This is a genomic window from Acutalibacter sp. JLR.KK004, assembly GCF_036941085.1.
Taxonomy (GTDB): domain Bacteria; phylum Bacillota; class Clostridia; order Oscillospirales; family Acutalibacteraceae; genus Acutalibacter.
On sequence record NZ_JAYMNQ010000001.1, the window covers coordinates 541,632 to 558,286 of the forward strand.

18 protein-coding genes are annotated in these 16,655 nt (G+C 55.5%); 16 read left to right on the forward strand and 2 right to left on the reverse strand.

Annotated features, from left to right (window positions below; genetic code table 11):
- Window positions 1-95 precede the first annotated feature (95 nt).
- Together VSQ30_RS03050 and VSQ30_RS03055 are read left to right on the forward strand one after the other, a co-directional pair.
- Entirely contained in the window at window positions 96-398 is a 303-nt protein-coding gene (locus VSQ30_RS03050) for a sigma-70 family RNA polymerase sigma factor (RefSeq protein WP_502876180.1), read from the forward strand.
- A gap of 207 nt (window positions 399-605) precedes the next feature.
- Window positions 606-1,127, forward strand: coding sequence for an RNA polymerase sigma factor (locus VSQ30_RS03055; RefSeq protein ID WP_334461906.1), 522 nt, complete (start codon window positions 606-608; stop codon window positions 1,125-1,127).
- A 400-nt stretch (window positions 1,128-1,527) separates the two neighbouring features.
- Here VSQ30_RS03055 and VSQ30_RS03060 read toward each other — a convergent pair whose 3' ends face one another.
- On the reverse strand, window positions 1,528-2,169 hold the full coding sequence (locus VSQ30_RS03060; RefSeq protein ID WP_334461908.1) for an alpha/beta fold hydrolase: 642 nt from the start codon (window positions 2,167-2,169) through the stop codon (window positions 1,528-1,530).
- A gap of 415 nt (window positions 2,170-2,584) precedes the next feature.
- Between VSQ30_RS03060 and VSQ30_RS03065 the strand changes: the two genes are divergently transcribed.
- From VSQ30_RS03065 to VSQ30_RS03105, 9 genes are all read left to right on the forward strand, one after another.
- The gene (locus tag VSQ30_RS03065) at window positions 2,585-3,658 is read left to right on the forward strand and encodes an ABC transporter ATP-binding protein (protein ID WP_334461910.1); all 1,074 of its coding nucleotides are present in this window, start codon (window positions 2,585-2,587) and stop codon (window positions 3,656-3,658) included.
- Window positions 3,659-3,678: 20 nt separating this feature from the next.
- Window positions 3,679-4,539: an ABC transporter permease gene (locus VSQ30_RS03070; protein WP_160643278.1), complete on the forward strand. Its 861-nt coding sequence runs from the start codon at window positions 3,679-3,681 to the stop codon at window positions 4,537-4,539.
- A gap of 38 nt (window positions 4,540-4,577) precedes the next feature.
- Complete coding sequence (locus VSQ30_RS03075) at window positions 4,578-5,312, forward strand: class I SAM-dependent methyltransferase (RefSeq protein ID WP_334461912.1); 735 nt, start codon at window positions 4,578-4,580, stop codon at window positions 5,310-5,312.
- 4 nt (window positions 5,313-5,316) lie between these two features.
- On the forward strand, window positions 5,317-6,120 hold the full coding sequence (locus VSQ30_RS03080) for an ABC transporter permease (protein WP_334461914.1): 804 nt from the start codon (window positions 5,317-5,319) through the stop codon (window positions 6,118-6,120).
- Between the two features lie 32 nt (window positions 6,121-6,152).
- Entirely contained in the window at window positions 6,153-7,490 is a 1,338-nt protein-coding gene (locus VSQ30_RS03085) for a C1 family peptidase (protein WP_334461916.1), read from the forward strand.
- A 105-nt stretch (window positions 7,491-7,595) separates the two neighbouring features.
- Window positions 7,596-8,648: a polyamine ABC transporter substrate-binding protein gene (locus VSQ30_RS03090; protein ID WP_334461918.1), complete on the forward strand. Its 1,053-nt coding sequence runs from the start codon at window positions 7,596-7,598 to the stop codon at window positions 8,646-8,648.
- A 692-nt stretch (window positions 8,649-9,340) separates the two neighbouring features.
- Entirely contained in the window at window positions 9,341-10,261 is a 921-nt protein-coding gene (locus tag VSQ30_RS03095; protein WP_334461920.1) for a diguanylate cyclase, read from the forward strand.
- 26 nt (window positions 10,262-10,287) lie between these two features.
- A complete protein-coding gene (locus VSQ30_RS03100; RefSeq protein ID WP_334461922.1) occupies window positions 10,288-10,983 on the forward strand; it encodes a PilZ domain-containing protein in 696 nt (231 codons plus the stop codon).
- A 180-nt stretch (window positions 10,984-11,163) separates the two neighbouring features.
- The gene (locus VSQ30_RS03105; protein ID WP_334461924.1) at window positions 11,164-11,469 is read left to right on the forward strand and encodes a hypothetical protein; all 306 of its coding nucleotides are present in this window, start codon (window positions 11,164-11,166) and stop codon (window positions 11,467-11,469) included.
- Between the two features lie 178 nt (window positions 11,470-11,647).
- Here VSQ30_RS03105 and VSQ30_RS03110 read toward each other — a convergent pair whose 3' ends face one another.
- Window positions 11,648-12,766 (reverse strand): acyltransferase, encoded by a 1,119-nt coding sequence (locus VSQ30_RS03110; protein WP_334461926.1) that lies wholly within the window; start codon window positions 12,764-12,766, stop codon window positions 11,648-11,650.
- 476 nt (window positions 12,767-13,242) lie between these two features.
- Between VSQ30_RS03110 and infC the strand changes: the two genes are divergently transcribed.
- The 5 genes from infC to VSQ30_RS03135 all read left to right on the forward strand — a co-directional run bounded on the left by infC (window position 13,243) and on the right by VSQ30_RS03135 (window position 16,566).
- Entirely contained in the window at window positions 13,243-13,776 is a 534-nt protein-coding gene (gene infC / locus VSQ30_RS03115) for a translation initiation factor IF-3 (protein WP_160643651.1), read from the forward strand.
- A gap of 50 nt (window positions 13,777-13,826) precedes the next feature.
- Window positions 13,827-14,030, forward strand: coding sequence for a 50S ribosomal protein L35 (gene rpmI / locus VSQ30_RS03120; protein WP_160577371.1), 204 nt, complete (start codon window positions 13,827-13,829; stop codon window positions 14,028-14,030).
- Window positions 14,031-14,084: 54 nt separating this feature from the next.
- Window positions 14,085-14,438 (forward strand): 50S ribosomal protein L20, encoded by a 354-nt coding sequence (rplT, locus tag VSQ30_RS03125; RefSeq protein ID WP_160643643.1) that lies wholly within the window; start codon window positions 14,085-14,087, stop codon window positions 14,436-14,438.
- A gap of 92 nt (window positions 14,439-14,530) precedes the next feature.
- Window positions 14,531-15,376, forward strand: a complete 846-nt coding sequence (locus VSQ30_RS03130; RefSeq protein ID WP_334461929.1) for a TrmH family RNA methyltransferase — start codon at window positions 14,531-14,533, stop codon at window positions 15,374-15,376.
- Between the two features lie 2 nt (window positions 15,377-15,378).
- Window positions 15,379-16,566, forward strand: coding sequence for a DNA-processing protein DprA (locus VSQ30_RS03135; protein WP_160643640.1), 1,188 nt, complete (start codon window positions 15,379-15,381; stop codon window positions 16,564-16,566).
- Window positions 16,567-16,655: the final 89 nt, after the last annotated feature.

Consider the following 16,655-nt stretch of genomic DNA (forward strand, 5'->3'; position numbering starts at 1 on the left):
AGGCGCAGTTGCTTTTATACATGGCTTTTCAGCAGGTTGTCGCTCCCCGCCCTCCCATCTGTATTTTCAAAAAATTCAGATGGGAGGGAACGGCCATGTCATACAATCATGGCAAAGAAGAACGCAGATGGAAGCGTTGGAAACTGGCTGAAGAAAAGGTGCTGCGGGCCTGCAGCATGGATGAAAACACTATCGAACAGCTTCGCCTTTGGGACAGGGCTATGTTCAATTCGGACAGGCGCTTTTATGAGAAGTTGCAGGATACGGGTACATACCTGGACAGTGTTGCCGGGAGTGAAGCGCCAACTGAGATTTACACGGTGGAGGATCTGCTGAATGATATTGAAAATGCGGAACTGCTCAAAGCCCTGCTGACGGTGGACAAGCTCACTCTGTAAATCACTTTGCTGAAAATGAATGGGTACTCCGCCAATGAGATCGCCATACTCATTCACCTGTCCACGGAAGCCATTTATAAGCGGATAGCTATACTGAAAAAGAAATTAAAGAAATTTCAAGGGTAGCTCCAAAATCGCACGTCCCTACGGGCTGCTGGGTGAGAGGTCAAGTCCTCTCACCCAGTTTTTTCGTAGGAGGACGGGCAAATGACGTTTATGGATAAGGTCTGTACGCTTCGGACAGAGGTGCATAGCGAGGGCGGAACAGCGTATTTCATCAGCTTTACGGATGGGCAAGGCGAGTTTTACGATTTGGAGGTATCTGAGCCTTTCTTCATGGAATTTCGTCAAATGGAGCGCAAAAACCGCAATCTCCAACAGTCCGATTGGCGGCATAGGGAGGGCTGGGATTTGTGGGATGAAACACTCTATAAGCGGGCGTTCAGAGTTCCCAAAAGTGTTGAGGAATTGATTTTTGATGCAGAGCAGCGGGAACTGCTCAATAAAGCTATTGCCGCGCTCCCGGAAATCCAGCGGCGGCGGTTTCTGCTCTACCATGAGTATGACCTCAACTACCGCCAGATTGGTGAGATGGAGCATTGTAGGCCGCAGTCAATCAGGCACTCGGTTATTCGGGCCAGAGATAAAGATAAAGGCCGAGATAGAAAAGTATCGGGCTGGGTGATATTGAGATACCCTCATATCTTTGGATATGGGGGTATCTGCTAAATGTTCTCTAATGGAATTTTACTGATGCAAAAAAGGGCAGCTCCATAAAGGCGGCCGCTCTGGCAATCTGCTGTTAAATTCTAACGGTTATCCCATTCAGCCGGCTCATTTTAAGCCCGACCAAGCACCAGTTATTGCCTGTCTCTATTTCCCAGCAGGATGCCGCCGGAAAACTTTTAGAAGCTGTACCAACAGGCTCCTGCACAAACCATTCCGGGAAATTCAGCGGGCTTCCGTGTTGGAAATCCTCGACGATGCGAAAACGTTTTTCAAACGTTCGTATTTCTGAACGCATATATGCGTTTGCAGTTCTCCGCCTTGAACCCTACAAAATTTCCTCGAAAATCTCCGCACAATCCTATCGGTACAGCTTCTTAAAGGCGAAAGCTTGAAAAGCTTTTCACCCCCCAACGCGGTTTTCCGCAAAAAATGTTTCCAGCATCTCCGCCAGCATTTCTGGCGCGTCTATGCTGGCCTCATGCCCAGCGCCGGGGATAAACGCCAGCCGCGCCCTTGGGATTCCCTTCCCCATGGTGCGGGCGGCTTTTTTGTTTGCCCTGTCCTTCTCCCCGCAGAGCACCAGGGCAGGGCAGGCAACCTCCTGCAGGCGGCCCTGGTAATCCAGCCCCAGCATGGAGCGGGTGAGGCTGAGCGCATCTTTTTTTGCAAGGCCCATGCTTTGGAAGGCTTTAGAGGGCAACAGGCGGAATATGCCGTTTTGCACCCGCAGCAAGGCCCGGGGCATGGCACACTGCCCGCCAATAAGCACCAAGGCGCTTACCTTTTCCGGCCTTTCCAGAGCAAAGGCCAAAGCCAGCACTGCCCCTAAGGACAGGCCGCAGAGGGCCAAAGGCCCTTCTGTCTTTTCGCAAAAGGCGCAGAAGCCCTGGTACAGCTTTTCATAGGTGACAGGCCCGCTGCCTGCCAAAGAGAAAAGATCCGGGCAGGACACAGGCCCCGGGGATTTCATATGGCCCAGCACCTTGTCCCAGCTTGCGGGAGACTGGCCCAGGCCATGGAGAAACAGCGCGGCAGTTTTCATAAAGGATTCTCCTTATGGCTTTTGCAAATAGTATACCTGATTTTCTAAGCTGGGGCAAGGGCTTGTTTGAAAATAGAGAAAGTGCCGGATTTTTGTCTAGGGCGAGGCGCTTTCAAGGCGGAAACCGCAAGACAGGCTGTCGCCTGTCGAGGATTTCCAACACAGAAAGCGCCCGGATTTAGGCAAAAAGACGGTGTTTGCGATTTTTCAAACAAGCCCAAGGCCGGGGCAGGTTCCCTGGACATTCCCCGGCGGCCTGCGCGTATTCCCCTGGTCTGTGAATTCTTGCGGAAACAAGCTTTTGCTTCCCCGCACACCTTGACAAAGCCTGCCCGGGCGGGTATAATCAGAAAATGTTAAAACTACACTGATTTAGTATACTTTCCCCGCCGGGGGCCTTGGGAGGATGGTCTGTTTGGACGGATATCTTTTGCAGCTTGCGGACATAGAAAAAAGCTTTGGGGACACAAGGGTTTTAAAGGGCATCAGCCTGTCAGTTTCTCAGGGGGAGTTTATCACGCTTTTAGGCTCTTCCGGCTGCGGCAAAACCACCACCCTGCGCATCATTGCCGGGCTGGAATCGCCGGACAAGGGGCGCGTGCTGCTTTCCGGACAGGATGTAACGGAGCTGGAGCCGAACCGCCGGGACGTGAACACAGTTTTTCAAAGCTATGCCCTGTTCCCCCACATGAACGTGGGGGCAAACGTGGGCTACAGCCTGAAAATCCGGAAAACCCCTAAGGAGGAAATCCGCCGCCGGGTGGGGGAAATGCTGGAACTGGTGCAGCTTTCCGGCTTTGAAAAGCGGATGCCCGGAGAGCTTTCCGGCGGGCAGAAGCAGCGGGTGGCCATTGCCCGGGCCTTGATAAATGAACCCAGGCTCTTGCTGCTGGACGAGCCTTTGGGGGCTTTGGATTTGCAGCTTCGCCGGCAGATGCAGCAGGAGCTGAAGCGCCTGCAAAAAAAGCTGGGCATTACCTTTATCTATATTACCCACGACCAGGAGGAAGCCCTGAATATGTCTGACCGCATTGCGGTGATGAAGGACGGGCGCTTCCAGCAGATTGGCCCGCCCAACGAGGTGTATGCCGCCCCCAAAACCTCTTATGTAGCCCGGTTTGTAGGGGCGGCGAACATCGTCCATGGTACAGTGGAAAAGGTGGAGGGGGATGTGGTTTCCTTTACAGGCACCCAGGGCGGCGGACGGTTTTTGTCAAGGGGCCATGGGTTTGCCCCCGGGCAGCCTGTCACCCTGGCCCTGCGGGGAGAGCAGGCCCAGGCTGTGAGGGAGTTTGACAGGCGGGACGAAGGGCTGCCCGGGGTTGTAAAGGAAAAAAGCTTTTCCGGGGGGATGCTGCGCATTGCGGTGGAGCTTTCCGGCGGGGAGGAATTTATCTGCATGCGCCAAGGCATAGACGCGGGCCTTGCCCCTGGGGATTCAGTGAAGATCCAGTGGGAGCCGGCTTCTGCCTGCCCGGTAGACTTGTAGAGTAAAAGGAGGGGGAGCCTATGAAAAAAAAGAGGAAAGCCCGCGGCGGCGCGTTAGCGGTTTTGCCGCTGTATATTTTCACCCTGGCCTTTGTGGCAGGCCCGCTGGTGTATATGCTGGCTTTGAGCTTTATGACCCGGGCGGAAACCTGGGGGGTGGTGCCGGCCTTTACCCTGCGGAACTATCAGGATATTTTCCAGCCTGTGTACCTTGCCACCTTCTGGGAATCCTTAAAGCTGGCGGCGGTAAGCACAGTGCTGGTGATTGCCATTGGCTATCCCTTCGGGTATTTCATGGCAAAGCTTACGGCAAAATGGAAAAAGCGCACCATGATGCTTTTGATGATCCCTTTCTGGACAAGCTCCCTTTTGCGGCTGTACGGATGGATTATCATTTTCCGGGCCGGGGGCGTGCTGGACAGCATTCTTTCCAGCCTGCACATTACAGAAGAGCCTTTAAAGCTTTTATACACCTATCCTGCTGTGGTGGTGGGCATGGTGTACGCATTGGTGCCCTTTATGATTTTCTCCGTCTATTCCAGCGCGGAAAAGCTGGATTTCAGCCTGGTGGAGGCTGCCAGGGACTTGGGGGCCACGCCCTTCCAGGCTTTCCGCACTGTCTCCCTGAAGCTGACCCTGCCGGGGCTTTTGTCCGGGGTTATCCTCACCTTTGTGCCCAGCATGGGGCTGTTCTTCATTGCGGACATCCTGGGCGGGAACAAGGTGGTGCTGGTGGGGAACCTGATACAGGAGCAGCTTATGAAGGCCCACAACTGGCCCTTTGCCGCCGCCCTGTCCGTGGCGCTGCTGCTTATCACCACCCTGCTGCTGTTCTTGTACCGGCGGCTTTCCGGCGTGAAGGAACTGGAAGGGCTGGTGTAAGCGGTATGCAGGAGTTTTCTAAAAAGGAAGTGGCTGCGATGGAAAATAAATATGACAATCCCGTGTTTTTTGAAAAGTATGGGAATATGCCGCGCTCCAAAGAGGGCCTTGCAGGGGCCGGGGAGTGGGAAACCCTTAAGGCCATGCTGCCGGATTTTGCGGGGAAGCGGGTGCTGGACTTGGGCTGCGGCTATGGCTGGCACTGCGCCTGGGCCGCCGATCACGGGGCGGCCTCTGTGGTGGGGGCAGACTGCTCCCAAAGGATGCTGGAGGCGGCCCGGGAGAAAAATGCCCGGGAGGCTGTGGAATACCGCCTGCTGTCCATAGAGGAGGCGGCTTTCCCCCCGGAAAGCTTTGACGTGGTGATAAGCTCTTTGGCCCTCCACTATGTGGCAGACCTTCAGGCCGTATACCATAAGATATATGGCTGGCTGGCGCCGGGAGGGGTGTTTGTCTTTACAGCGGAGCACCCGGTGTTTACCGCCCAGGGGCCTCAGGACTGGGTGTATGATGGAGAGGGGCAGATCCGCCATTTCCCGGTGGACAGCTATTTTTACGAGGGAGAGCGGCAGTCTGTTTTTCTGGGCGAGCCTGTGAAGAAGCACCACCGCACCCTTACTTCCTATATAGACGGGCTTTTGGAAGAGGGCTTTTCCCTTTTGCATGTGCGGGAGCCTCAGCCCCCGGCGGGCATGATGGAGCTGCCCGGCATGGCTGACGAAATGCGCCGCCCCATGATGCTGGCGGTGTCGGCGCGGAAAGGGCGGGGGTGAAGGCATGAAGAACCGCACAAAGCTGCCCAATATTTACCTGGGGGTTATCCTGGCCCTGTTGTATGTGCCCATCCTGCTGGTGGTGTTCTACTCTTTCAACGAGAGCAAAATAAGCTCTGTATGGGGGGGCTTTTCCCTGAAATGGTATGAGGCCCTGTTCCGGGACAAGGCCCTGTTTAAAGCCCTGGGCAATTCCCTTATCCTGGGGTCCGCAAGCTGCCTTTGCGCCGCTGTTATCGGCACCTTGGGGGCTTACGGCATGACAAAGGCCCGGCTGCGCACCAAGGGCGCTGTGGAGTATATCTCCACCCTGCCTATTATGATACCGGAGATTATTCTGGGCATGGTATTTATGGCCTTCTTCTCCCTCATCGGGATTCCCTTTGGCATGGGCACCCTGGTGCTGGCCCATACGGCCTTCTGCATCCCCTATATATTTATGCTGGTGAAGGCGAGGCTTGTGGGCATGGATCCCAGCCTTGCGGAGGCGGCCCTGGATCTGGGGGCTTCGCCCCAGCGGGTGTTTTTCGACATTACCCTGCCTTTGGTTGCCCCCGCCATCCTTTCCGGGATGCTGCTGGCCTTTGCCATGAGCATTGACGATGTGATTATCAGCGTGTTCGTAACCGGCGTGGACACCAACACCCTGCCGGTGAAAATCTATACCCAGTTAAAAACCGGGGTTACCCCGGAGATAAACGCCCTGTGCACCCTGCTTTTCGGGGCGGTGCTGGTTTTGTGCGGCCTGGCGGTATGGCTGGGCAGAACGCCGAAGAAAAAACGAACAGGCTCCCAGGAAGAATCCTGAAGCCTGTAAAGAATACAAGGAGGTAAAGCAACATGGACAAGAACATTACTTTGGATCAACTGGAGCAGTACCGGAAGGCGTTTGCCGGGGACGCGGCAAAGAACGTGGCCCTGCGGGCCTGCACGGCAAACGGGGTGGTGAAGTCCGCCATAGATCCCGGGGCGGCCCGGAAGAACAGGCACCAGTATTCCATCTGCCTGGAGCAGGGGAAAATCACCAACCAGAAGCAGACCGGGCGGTGCTGGATGTTCGCGGCCCTGAACACCATGCGGTTTGACATTATCAAAAAGCTGAACCTAGACACCTTCGAGCTTTCCCAGAACTACACCCTGTTTTATGACAAGCTGGAAAAGTCCAACTATTTCCTGGAGAACATCCTGGCAACCCTGGAGGAGCCCACCGCCGGGCGGCTGGTTGCCCACCTGCTGCAGGATCCCCTGGGGGACGGGGGCCAGTGGGACATGCTGTGCAACCTGGTGAATAAATACGGCGTGGCGCCCAAGGACGCCATGCCGGAAACTGCTGTTTCCTCCTCCACCCGGGAGATGACCCGGTACATGACGAAAAAGCTGCGGGAATGCGCCTGCGTGCTGCGGGAGGGCCATGCCGCCGGGAAGTCCATAGAGGCGCTGCGGGGGGAAAAGGAGGGCATGATGCAGGATATCTACAACATCCTGTGCATCTGCCTAGGCACGCCGCCCCAGGCCTTTACCCTGGAGGTCCGCACAAAGGACAAGGAGTTTATCCGGGAGGAGAACCTTACCGGGCAGGCGTTCTTTAAAAAGTATGTGGGCTGGAACATGGACGATTATGTAAGCCTCATCAACGCCCCCACTGCCGACAAGCCCTATTACAGGACATATACCGTCAAGATGCTGGGCAACATAACAGAGGGCCGGCCTGTAAAATACCTGAACCTGCCCATTGAGGAGCTGAAGGCCGCGGCCATTGCCCAGATGCAGGACGGCAAGCCCGTGTGGTTCGGCTGCGACGTGGGCCAAAGCTCTATCCGGGACAGCGGCATTATGGACTTGGGGGCCATCCGGGCAGACGAGCTGTTTGGCACAAAGTTTGGCATGAACAAGGCCCAGCGGCTTGACTATGGCGACAGCCTGATGACCCACGCCATGGTGTTCCAGGGGGTGAACCTGGACGAAAAGGGCAATCCTACCCGCTGGCGTGTGGAAAACAGTTGGGGCAAAGAGCCTGGGGACGAGGGCTATTATGTGATGAGCGACGAGTGGTTCTCGGAATACACCTACCAGGTGGTAGTCCATAAAAAGTATCTTTCAGAAGAGCGCCAAAGCCAGCTTGCCCAGCCCCCCATCCCCCTGGAGCCTTGGGATCCCATGGGTTCCCTGGCGCTGTAGTGCGCCTGCCCGCAACCCCTTTTGAAAAAAGGGATTGACCCGAAAACCAATAGAACATATCCGTATCAGGAATATGTTTTAGGCTTATCTAAAAGGAGTTACGCTATGAAAAAAATGACTTGCTTGCTGTTGTCCCTTCTTTTGTGCCTGTCCCTGTTTGCCGGATGCTCCGGCAAGGCAGGGGACAAGGGGGAGCTGGTGCTCTACACCTGGGAAGGCATGTTCCCCCAGGAGGTGCTGGACGGCTTTGAAGAGGAGACGGGCATTTCCGTCAATTACGCAAACTTCGACTACGACGAAACCATGCTGGCAAAGCTGGAGGCCGCCAGCGGCGGGGAATACGATCTGGTGCTGGCAGACGATTATATCATCGAAACGGTGATACAGGAGGGCCTGGCCCAGAAGCTGGACAAAGAAAAGCTTTCCAACTGGGGCAGCATCAACCCCCTGTACCAGGGGCAGTTCTTTGACCCCCGGGACGAGTATACTGTGCCTCATGGCGCGGGGGTGCAGACCATCGTATACGATCCCGAAATTGTGGGGGGAGAGATAAAGGGCTATGGGGATCTGTGGGACCCCGCCCTTGCCGGGAATGTGGGCCTGATTGCCAACTACCGGGTGATAAACGGCATGGCCTTAAAGGTGCTGGGGAAAAGCTATAATGTAGAGGACACCGGGGATATCCAGGCCGCAGGGCAGAAGCTTCTGGAGCTGGCCCCCAATGTCCGGCTGATTAAGGATGACAACCTCCAGGACGATCTGATTTCCGGGGAAGTGGGCGCGGCAGTGATGTATACCTCCCAGGCTACCCTGGCCCTGACCACCCGCTCCGATTTGAAGGTGGCGTTCCCGGAGGAGGGCATTGGCTTTGGCATTATGGCAAGCTTCATCCCTGCAAACGCGCCCCATCCGGAAGCGGCCTACCAGTTTATGGATTACATCCTGCAGCCGGATATTTCCGCCCAGTGCTTTGAGTTTTTGGGCTATTACTGCACGAACAAAGACGCGGAGGAAAAGCTCTCCGAGGAAACCCGGCCTTACCTTACCCTGCCTGACTCCTTCTCAAAGGACAACATGGAGATGATCGAGAACATTTCCGCCGAGGCCATGGAGGAGCACCAGAAGGTGTGGACGGAATTTAAAGCGGCCTGCGAGTAAATTGTCCTCTCAGGCTCTGGGCTGGTGAATCTGCCTGGCTCTTTTATAGGGTGCGGGATAGCTGTGTGACGGCTTTCCGCACCCTGTTTTTTCTTTTGGGGAAAACGGCGGCATATAGTAAACGCACTTCAAAACCGGTGCAGTCCAATTTTGAAGCGCGCGGCCTTGCTACTGGTTCAAAAAAAGCTGTTGCCTCTTTCTAAACTGCTTTAACTATATAGCTAATCCCGCCGCCATGCACACAGAAGGAAGAAAAATCATATCCTGTTCTAAGCAGGAACAAGCCCTATATCCCGCCTGTAGGCGGCTGTCTTGAGACGCGTCCTGCTGCCCGCGGGCGGCATCCTTCCAAAGCCTGCAAAATTTGGAAAAAAGTATTGCGAACCGGGGCGGAGTAGTGTATAATGCAAAGAGCCAAAATGAAACGCCAAGCTTTATGGCCGGGACGTTTGAGGAAGCTTTCCGGTGGTGTTTCTCTTCTAACAGGATGCCATGTACCCGGATGTTGGACGGGCTGGTTTCCGTATATGCCAGGACGGCTGTGCGCTTCTGGAAAAAGGCTTTATATATTGTATTTTTGAAACAGAGTAAATGAACATTTACTTCAATGGCGGATACACCTGGCTGAAAATCCTTTTTTAAATCAGCCTGGCATAAATGTTTGCGAGCATATCGAAGGAAGGAGAGCGCAAATGATGGAAAAGATACTGATCGTTGACGACAGCTTTGTGCAGTCAGCCCGGTTGAAGTCTATTCTGGATGATGAGTATGATGTTACCATTGCACAGACAGCGGAAGATGGGCTAAGCTGTGTGCGCGACGGCGATTTTTCCTTGATTCTGCTGGACGTGGTGCTGCCGGGCATGGACGGCTTTACCCTCTTGAAAAAGCTGCAGGAGGAGATTATCACCCAAAGCATACCCGTCATCCTGATTACCAGCCTTTCCGACGCCAAAAACGAGCAGTACGGGCTGGTGCTGGGGGCTGTGGATTACATCACAAAACCCTTTAATTCCCTGATTGTAAAGGCAAGGGTAAATACCCATATTAAATTGTACAATTACCGCAGGCAGGCTGAGCGGCAGTCCCTGACAGACCAGTTGACCGGGGTTGCCAACAGGCGCAGGTATGAGCGTACCAGCATCACCAAGTGGAGCGAGGCCTCCCGGCTGCGGGTTCCGTTTTCTATCTGCATGTTTGACATTGACCACTTCAAGGCTTATAACGATACCTTTGGCCATCCCGCGGGGGACAAGGTGATTGCCGCTGTGGCCAAAACCATCTCGTCCCACCTGCACCGCACCACAGATTTCCTGGCCCGGTATGGCGGGGAGGAGTTTGTGGCCCTTTCCATGGGGGATGTTTCGGAAAAAATATTCGGGCACGTAAAGAAAATCCGGAAAGCGGTGGAGGAGATGCACATCCCCCACGACCCGTCTGTTTCCGAGTGGGTTACGGTGAGCATAGGAGGGGTTACGGTTGTCCCTTCGCCGGAAAACACCTATCCTGTTTATCTGAAAATTGCAGACACCATGCTGTATGACGCCAAAAACCACGGGCGCAACCAGGTGGTTTGGGCGGACGAGCGGCTGAAGCAGATGTGGGAAAAGTGAGCGCAGGATAGAAGCTGGAGGAACATATGGGACTGTTCAATTTGTTCGGAAAGAAAACGCCTAAAAAGACGCCGCAGAAAGGTGAAAAACCACGAGACGCGGAAGAGATGGTGGTTTATTCTGGTATGCGCGTAGAGGTAATGGACGCGAACGAGCATATGCTTTTTGTGGCAAAGCTGCTGAACCTGCATGAAAGCAGCGCGGATCTGCACCAGTATTCTGAACTGGCTTTTGACCCCGGGGAAGGGCCGGTTCATGCCAAAATACGGGGGTACAGCGACTATCAGCGGAAAGCTGTCTACATGGAGGGGGATATAGCCCCTGCTGCCCATAAAATATGGGCAGTGGAGAAGCTGAAGATCTGCAGGGTGGCAAATGATCGCGCTTTCTTCCGCCTCCTCACAAACCTTGATGCAACCGCCACTGTGTTCAGCGGTTTGGGAATAGGGGAAAAGCCCTGCAAACTGCTGAATATCAGCGTGGGGGGCGCAGCCATTAGCTCAGCCTATAAATACCATATGGGGGACAAATTCCTGCTGAAGGTAAAGCTGCTGGAGGACAGGCCCGTATCAGCCATATTCAGCCAGGTGGTGCGTATTACAGAAAAAGAGGGCAGGAAGTTTGAATACGGCTGCCGCTTTTTAGGGCTGACCGAGGAGGATCAGGAAAAAATCACCCAGGATATTTTTGTATCCCAGCGAAAACAGAGGGGCCGCTTATAGCGGCCCCTCCAGCTTTTTCAAATAAATGCAGTAAAACAGGACAGGGTGATAATCAAGATGTTAGAACGGGGGAAATGCGCAGGGCACAGACAGATGTGGCGTACCGGCGGTTTCTACGCTGCACGCTAAGCGGGGCGCTGCAACTTCCGGCACCGTTTCACAGAGGAAACGATAGAGGCGGTGTTTCAATGGATATTGGAGGAGGCGGGCAGCGCGGGGGCGTTGACCCCGGCGGCGGTATTTATAGATGGGACGCACATCAAAGCCAACGCAAATCTGAAGAAGAAAATGAAACGGGAAGTATCGGCAGCGGCAAAACGATACCAAGAGGAGCTGCTGGTGGAGGTGAATGCGGACTGGGAAGCCCACGGGAAAAAGGCAGGCTTCAAAACGGTGGCCAAAAGCACCACAGACTCGGACTGCGGAGTGTTTATGAAGGGGAAGCACCAGCGGCAGGTTGGCCCGCGGTTTTTTCCTGGAATCTGACCGCTTCTGACCAAAAGTTCGTCATTTCCTCTATTTTCAAACAAGCCCTAATGCCATTAAGTTGGCCGCGAAAGAAGAAACGGCAGAAGGCCACAGGATTCCGAAGGTAATCCAGAAGGGACTTATCAGAAAAAGAGGCAGCAAAAGCAGACAGGGCAACGCCCTTAATTGCCTGCGCTTATTTTTTATGCCTTTTCCAAAAGCCCTGCAGGCTGTGCCAGGTGTATATCCAGTTGCAGGAAAGGCTTGCCTCCCGGAAGGGTATGCCAGTGAGGAGATAGCACAAAAAAGGGATGGTGGCGGCGGTTTTCAGCACCAGCCAGCAGGCGGCAAGGTTCAGTGCCGTCATGCAGAGGGCTTCCAAAAGAGTTGCCGGGTAGTGGTTGAAAACGGCGATAAGGAGGTTGTGCATCAGGTAAATGGGCAGGCCCAGGGCCACCAGCGCCCGGCCCTCCCCGCTGGGGGAAAGCTTCCTCTTTACATTCTGCTTGAAGAACAGGAAAAGGCAGGCTGCCAGCGCCACCTCAAAGCCTGCGGACTGGTTCATAAAGGGACCTGTAAGGGAGCCGTTTTGCAGGGTGAGCACATGGGTGCCCCCGGCAATCAGCGCCCAAAGGCCCAGGATGATGGGCACAAGGACGCGGTTGGGAACGCGGCGCTCCAAGCGGCCCAGGTAATACCCCAGCAGGAAGGTGCACAGGTGCCCGTCGAAAATCCGCAGCCGGCTTATCAGCTCCAGGGCGGCAAATTTATCCAGTTCGTCCGGCAGCAGGGCTGTAAGCATGGCCTGGAGGGTTACCAGGCCGATGAGGGCCAGCACATAGCAGTGGCCCTGGCGGCTAAGCCCCTGGAGGGCGCTGTACAGCAGGGGGGAGAGGACGTACAGGGCTATCATCAGGTACATATACCAGAAATGCACGGCAATGGGAGAGGATAGCGCTTCAGCCAGCTTGGAGAAGAAGGCCTGGGGCGTCAGGGCGCCGTTCGCGATGCAGATCCGCAGGGCTGCCAGCATAGTCCACGCGGCAAGGGGCGCCGCAAGCCGGGGCAGCCGCTTTTTCAGCAGAAGCCCCAAGTCCATGGTCTTTTCATTGGAGCACAGGAGATAGCCGGACATCATCAAAAACAGGGGCACAGAGGTGAAGGCAAAGGCTGTGCAGAGATTCAGCAGCTCCCACTGGAGGTCTACCTCCTCTTGCAGCAGCAGGGCAGAGGTGTGCATGAAAATGACGCCGCACATGGCAAGCAGGCGGAGAAAATCAAAATAATCAATATGCGCCCTGGCTTTTTCCGGCAATCCCAATCCCCTCCAGTATAGGTTCCCCTCCAGTATACCGGATTTCCCGGGGAATTGCAACAGAAAGAAGCGCGGGGGGGTGTCCAAAGCGAGGAGTTTATAGAAAGAAATTCATCAATTTGGATAAGTGGTTTTAGGATCAAACCCTTTTTTCAAAAGGGTTTGCAGGGTGTGGGACAGAGTCCCATGGTCTTGCGCCGACAGCACAAAATGTGTGTTTTGGACACTCCCTTTGCGAAAATCCCCTTGACAAAAGGCTTTAAAGGGCGTATAATCTCAAAAGGAAAACAAAGAGGCAGGGCGCGATGGCTTTTGCCCACCGGTGCGGTTTTGTCCGCCACAGGTCAATAGGCGCAGGAAGGGTTCGGGCTGTTCAGGCTTGGGTCCGGGTTTTGCGGGATTGATTTGCGGGCGGATGGATTTCTGCCCGTTTTTTGCGCCCTGGTTTTTTGAGAGGTACTTTGAGGATTAACGTGATGGAGGTGCTACCAATTAGCAACAAGGAACTGCAGATCAATGAACAAATCCGCGACAGGGAGATCCGCCTGGTGGATTCCGACGGCTCCCAGTTAGGGGTTATGCCCCTGCAGAAGGCCAGGGAACTGGCGGAGCAGCGCAACCTGGATCTGGTAAAGATTGCCCCCCAGGCTACGCCCCCGGTGTGTAAAATCATCGACTACGGCAAATTCCGTTTCGAGCAGTCGAAGCGGGAAAAGGAGCAGCGGAAAAACCAGCGCACTGTGGAGATTAAAGAGGTGCGCCTTTCCCTGAACATTGACACCCATGATTTTGAAACCAAGCGGAACCATGCGGTACGCTTCATTGGCGAGGGCAATAAGGTGAAGGCCTCCATCCGCTTCAGAGGCCGGGAAATGGGCCATCCGGAGCTGGGACAGGAGATTATGCGCCGGTTTGCCGAGAGCATGGCGGATGTGGCAAACGTGGAAAAGCCTGCCAAGCTGGAGGGCAGAACCATGCTGATGTTCCTTGCCCCTAAGCCCGTTAAATAATTTTCCCACATTATCTGTTTTAGAAGAATCGAATCAAGGAGGACTGCAAAATGCCGAAGCTGAAAACCCATAGCGGCGCGAAAAAGCGCTTCAAGCTTTCCAAAAACGGGAAGGTGATCCGCGGACACGCCTTCACTAGCCACCTTTTCAACGGCCATGGGAAAACCCCCAAGGTCAAGCGCCACGCCAGGGGCACCACGGTTACCGACAAGACCAACGTAGCCGCTGTCAAGCGGATGCTGCCCTATAAATAAGGCGCAGGAACAGGAAATTACGCAACGAGATACTCTGAAAGGAATGAATGATAAATGGCTAGAGTTAAGGGCGCGATGATGACGCGCAAAAGAAGGAAGAAGGTTCTGAAGCTGGCGAAGGGCTATTGGGGTTCCAAGTCCCGCCACTTTAAAATGGCCAAACAGGCCGTTATGAAGTCCGGCAATTACGCATACATTGGCCGCAAGCAGCGCAAGCGTGACTTCCGCCGCCTGTGGATCACCCGCATTTCCGCTGCCTGCCACATGAACGGCATGAACTATTCCACCTTTATGAACGGCCTGAAAAAGGCTGGCGTCACCCTCAACCGCAAGATGCTTTCCGAGATTGCCATTGCCGATGCCGCCGCCTTTACCGCTTTAGTAGAGAAGGCCAAAGCCGCCCTATAAAAAGATAAAACTGCGCCTGAGGCAGCAATGCCTTAGGCGTTTCCGCTTCTTGCGAAGCGGGCAGGACAGCTTGCGCCGGAAAGGGTGACAATGTGAAAACAGGAGAGAAGAAAAGCATAGGATACCCCCTGATTACCAGCCGGAAAAACCCTCTGGTGCGTTCTGCCGCCCTGCTGGGCAGCTCTGCTGCCGCCCGCCGGGAAAGCCGGGCATTCCTCTGCGAGGGCGCCCGGCTCTGCGAGGACGCGGCCCGCTCTGGGCTGGCAATTGCCACCTGCTTTTTTACCGCCGGGGCCTGGGAGAAATACGGCCCCTACCTTACGGAGGTGCTGGGAGCCTGCGGAGAAACGTACCAGGTGGAGGAGCATGTGGCGGCCCTGCTTTCCGGCACCAGGAATACCCAAGGGGTTTTCTGCGTATGCCGGTGGCCAGGAACCCTGCAAGAGGACGTTATTGGCTTTGCCCCGGCCCGCTCCTGCCTGGTGCTGGAGGACTTGCAGGATCCGGGGAACCTGGGCACCATCCTGCGCACTGCCGAGGCCCTGGGCATCGGGCTGGTGTTCCTGCTGGGGGACTGCTGCGATCCCCTGTCCCCCAAAGCCCTGCGGGCTTCTATGGGCGCGGTGTTCCGGGCAGGGCTTATAAGGGAGCCTTCGCCCCAGCGCCTGGCGGAACTGCTTAAAAGGCAGGGCTATACCCTCCATGCCGCCGTTCCGGATAATGGCTCCAGGAAAATCACGGAGGTGGATTTCGGGGAAGGCTCCCACGCGGTGTTCATCGGCAACGAAGGGAACGGCTTGCGCCCGGAAACCTGCGGGTTCTGCCATGATGCGGTAACGATCCCCATGGCAGGGAGGGCGGAGTCGCTGAACGCGGCGGCGGCAGCTACCATCCTGCTGTGGGAAATGCGGCGGGGGACAGAAAAGAAGGAGGGGTAGCAATGGACTATCGGGCGTATTGGATTTGGCTGCAGCATGCCTTTGGAGAGGGAAGCCCCCTGCCCTGGCAGCTAAGCAGGCGCTTTCACGGCGGGGCGGCGGAATTCCATGAGGGCGGGCCGCGGCTGTGGAACTCCCTTTCGTTTTTGTCGGATCAGCAGGCTGCCGCCCTTTACGACTTTACGCTGGGCGAGGCGGAAGCACGCCTGGAATACGCGGAAAAGGTGGGGTGGTTTGTACTAACGCCGGAGTGTGAGAAATATCCCGAGGCCCTCAGGAATATTTCTGACCCTCCCGCGGTACTGTATGGTAAAGGCCGCCTGCCGGAGTTCGGGAAAGGCCCCGCCGTGGCGGTTGCCGGGGCCAGGAAAGCCCTGCAGGAATCGGTTGCGGCTGCCAGGAAGATAGGATATCAGTTGGCCGCCGGAGGCGCTCTGGTGGTAAGCGGCGGCGCGGTGGGCATTGATTCCGCTTCCCTGGCTGGGGCCATGAGCGCCTCGGGCCGGGTGATAAGCGTGCTGCCTGTGGACTTGAACAGCCCTTATCTGGCGAAAAACGCTTCCCTGCGCCAGGAGATACCAAAGCGGGGCGGCGCCCTTTTAAGCGAATATTTTACCCAGCGGAACCCTGCCATGGGCGGCTTCCAGACGCGCAACCGGCTGATAACCGGGCTGTGCGACGGGGTGGTGCTTATCCAGGCCGCCATGAAAAGTGGCACCATTATATATGCAAGGCATGCCGCCGACCAGAACCGGGACGTGTTTGTATACCCAGGCCCTGCCGGGGCAGCGGAGTATGCCGGAAGCCAGGCCCTTCTGCGGGACGGCGCAAAGGCTGTCTCCTGCGGGGAGGACGTGCTGGAGGACTATGCCCTGCGCTTTCCCCTTCCCAGGAAAGAGCCAGCGTGCCTGCCTGATGAATATGAGGGCATTTTTGACGACATCTGCCTGCCGGAAAGGGAAGCCGTCCTGGCAGATTCCGCAGGCAGGGCTGTTTCTATTGGGCCGGGACTGTCCCCGGAGGAAGAGAAGGTTATGTCTGCCCTGCAAGGGCAGCTTCTCACAGCCGCCCAGCTTGGGGCGGACACCGGCATTCCTGCCGGGAGGCTTTTGGGCCTTTTGACGGAAATGGAGCTGGAAGGCCTGGTGGAGTCTGTCTCCGGGAAGCGCTACCGGCGGCTTAGGCGGTAAGCGGCTTTCAAGCTTTGCCGGGAAGAGAGGCCGGGGGATATATTTCTTGTAAAGAATTATAACAGGATGGAAATATTGTAATATGATAT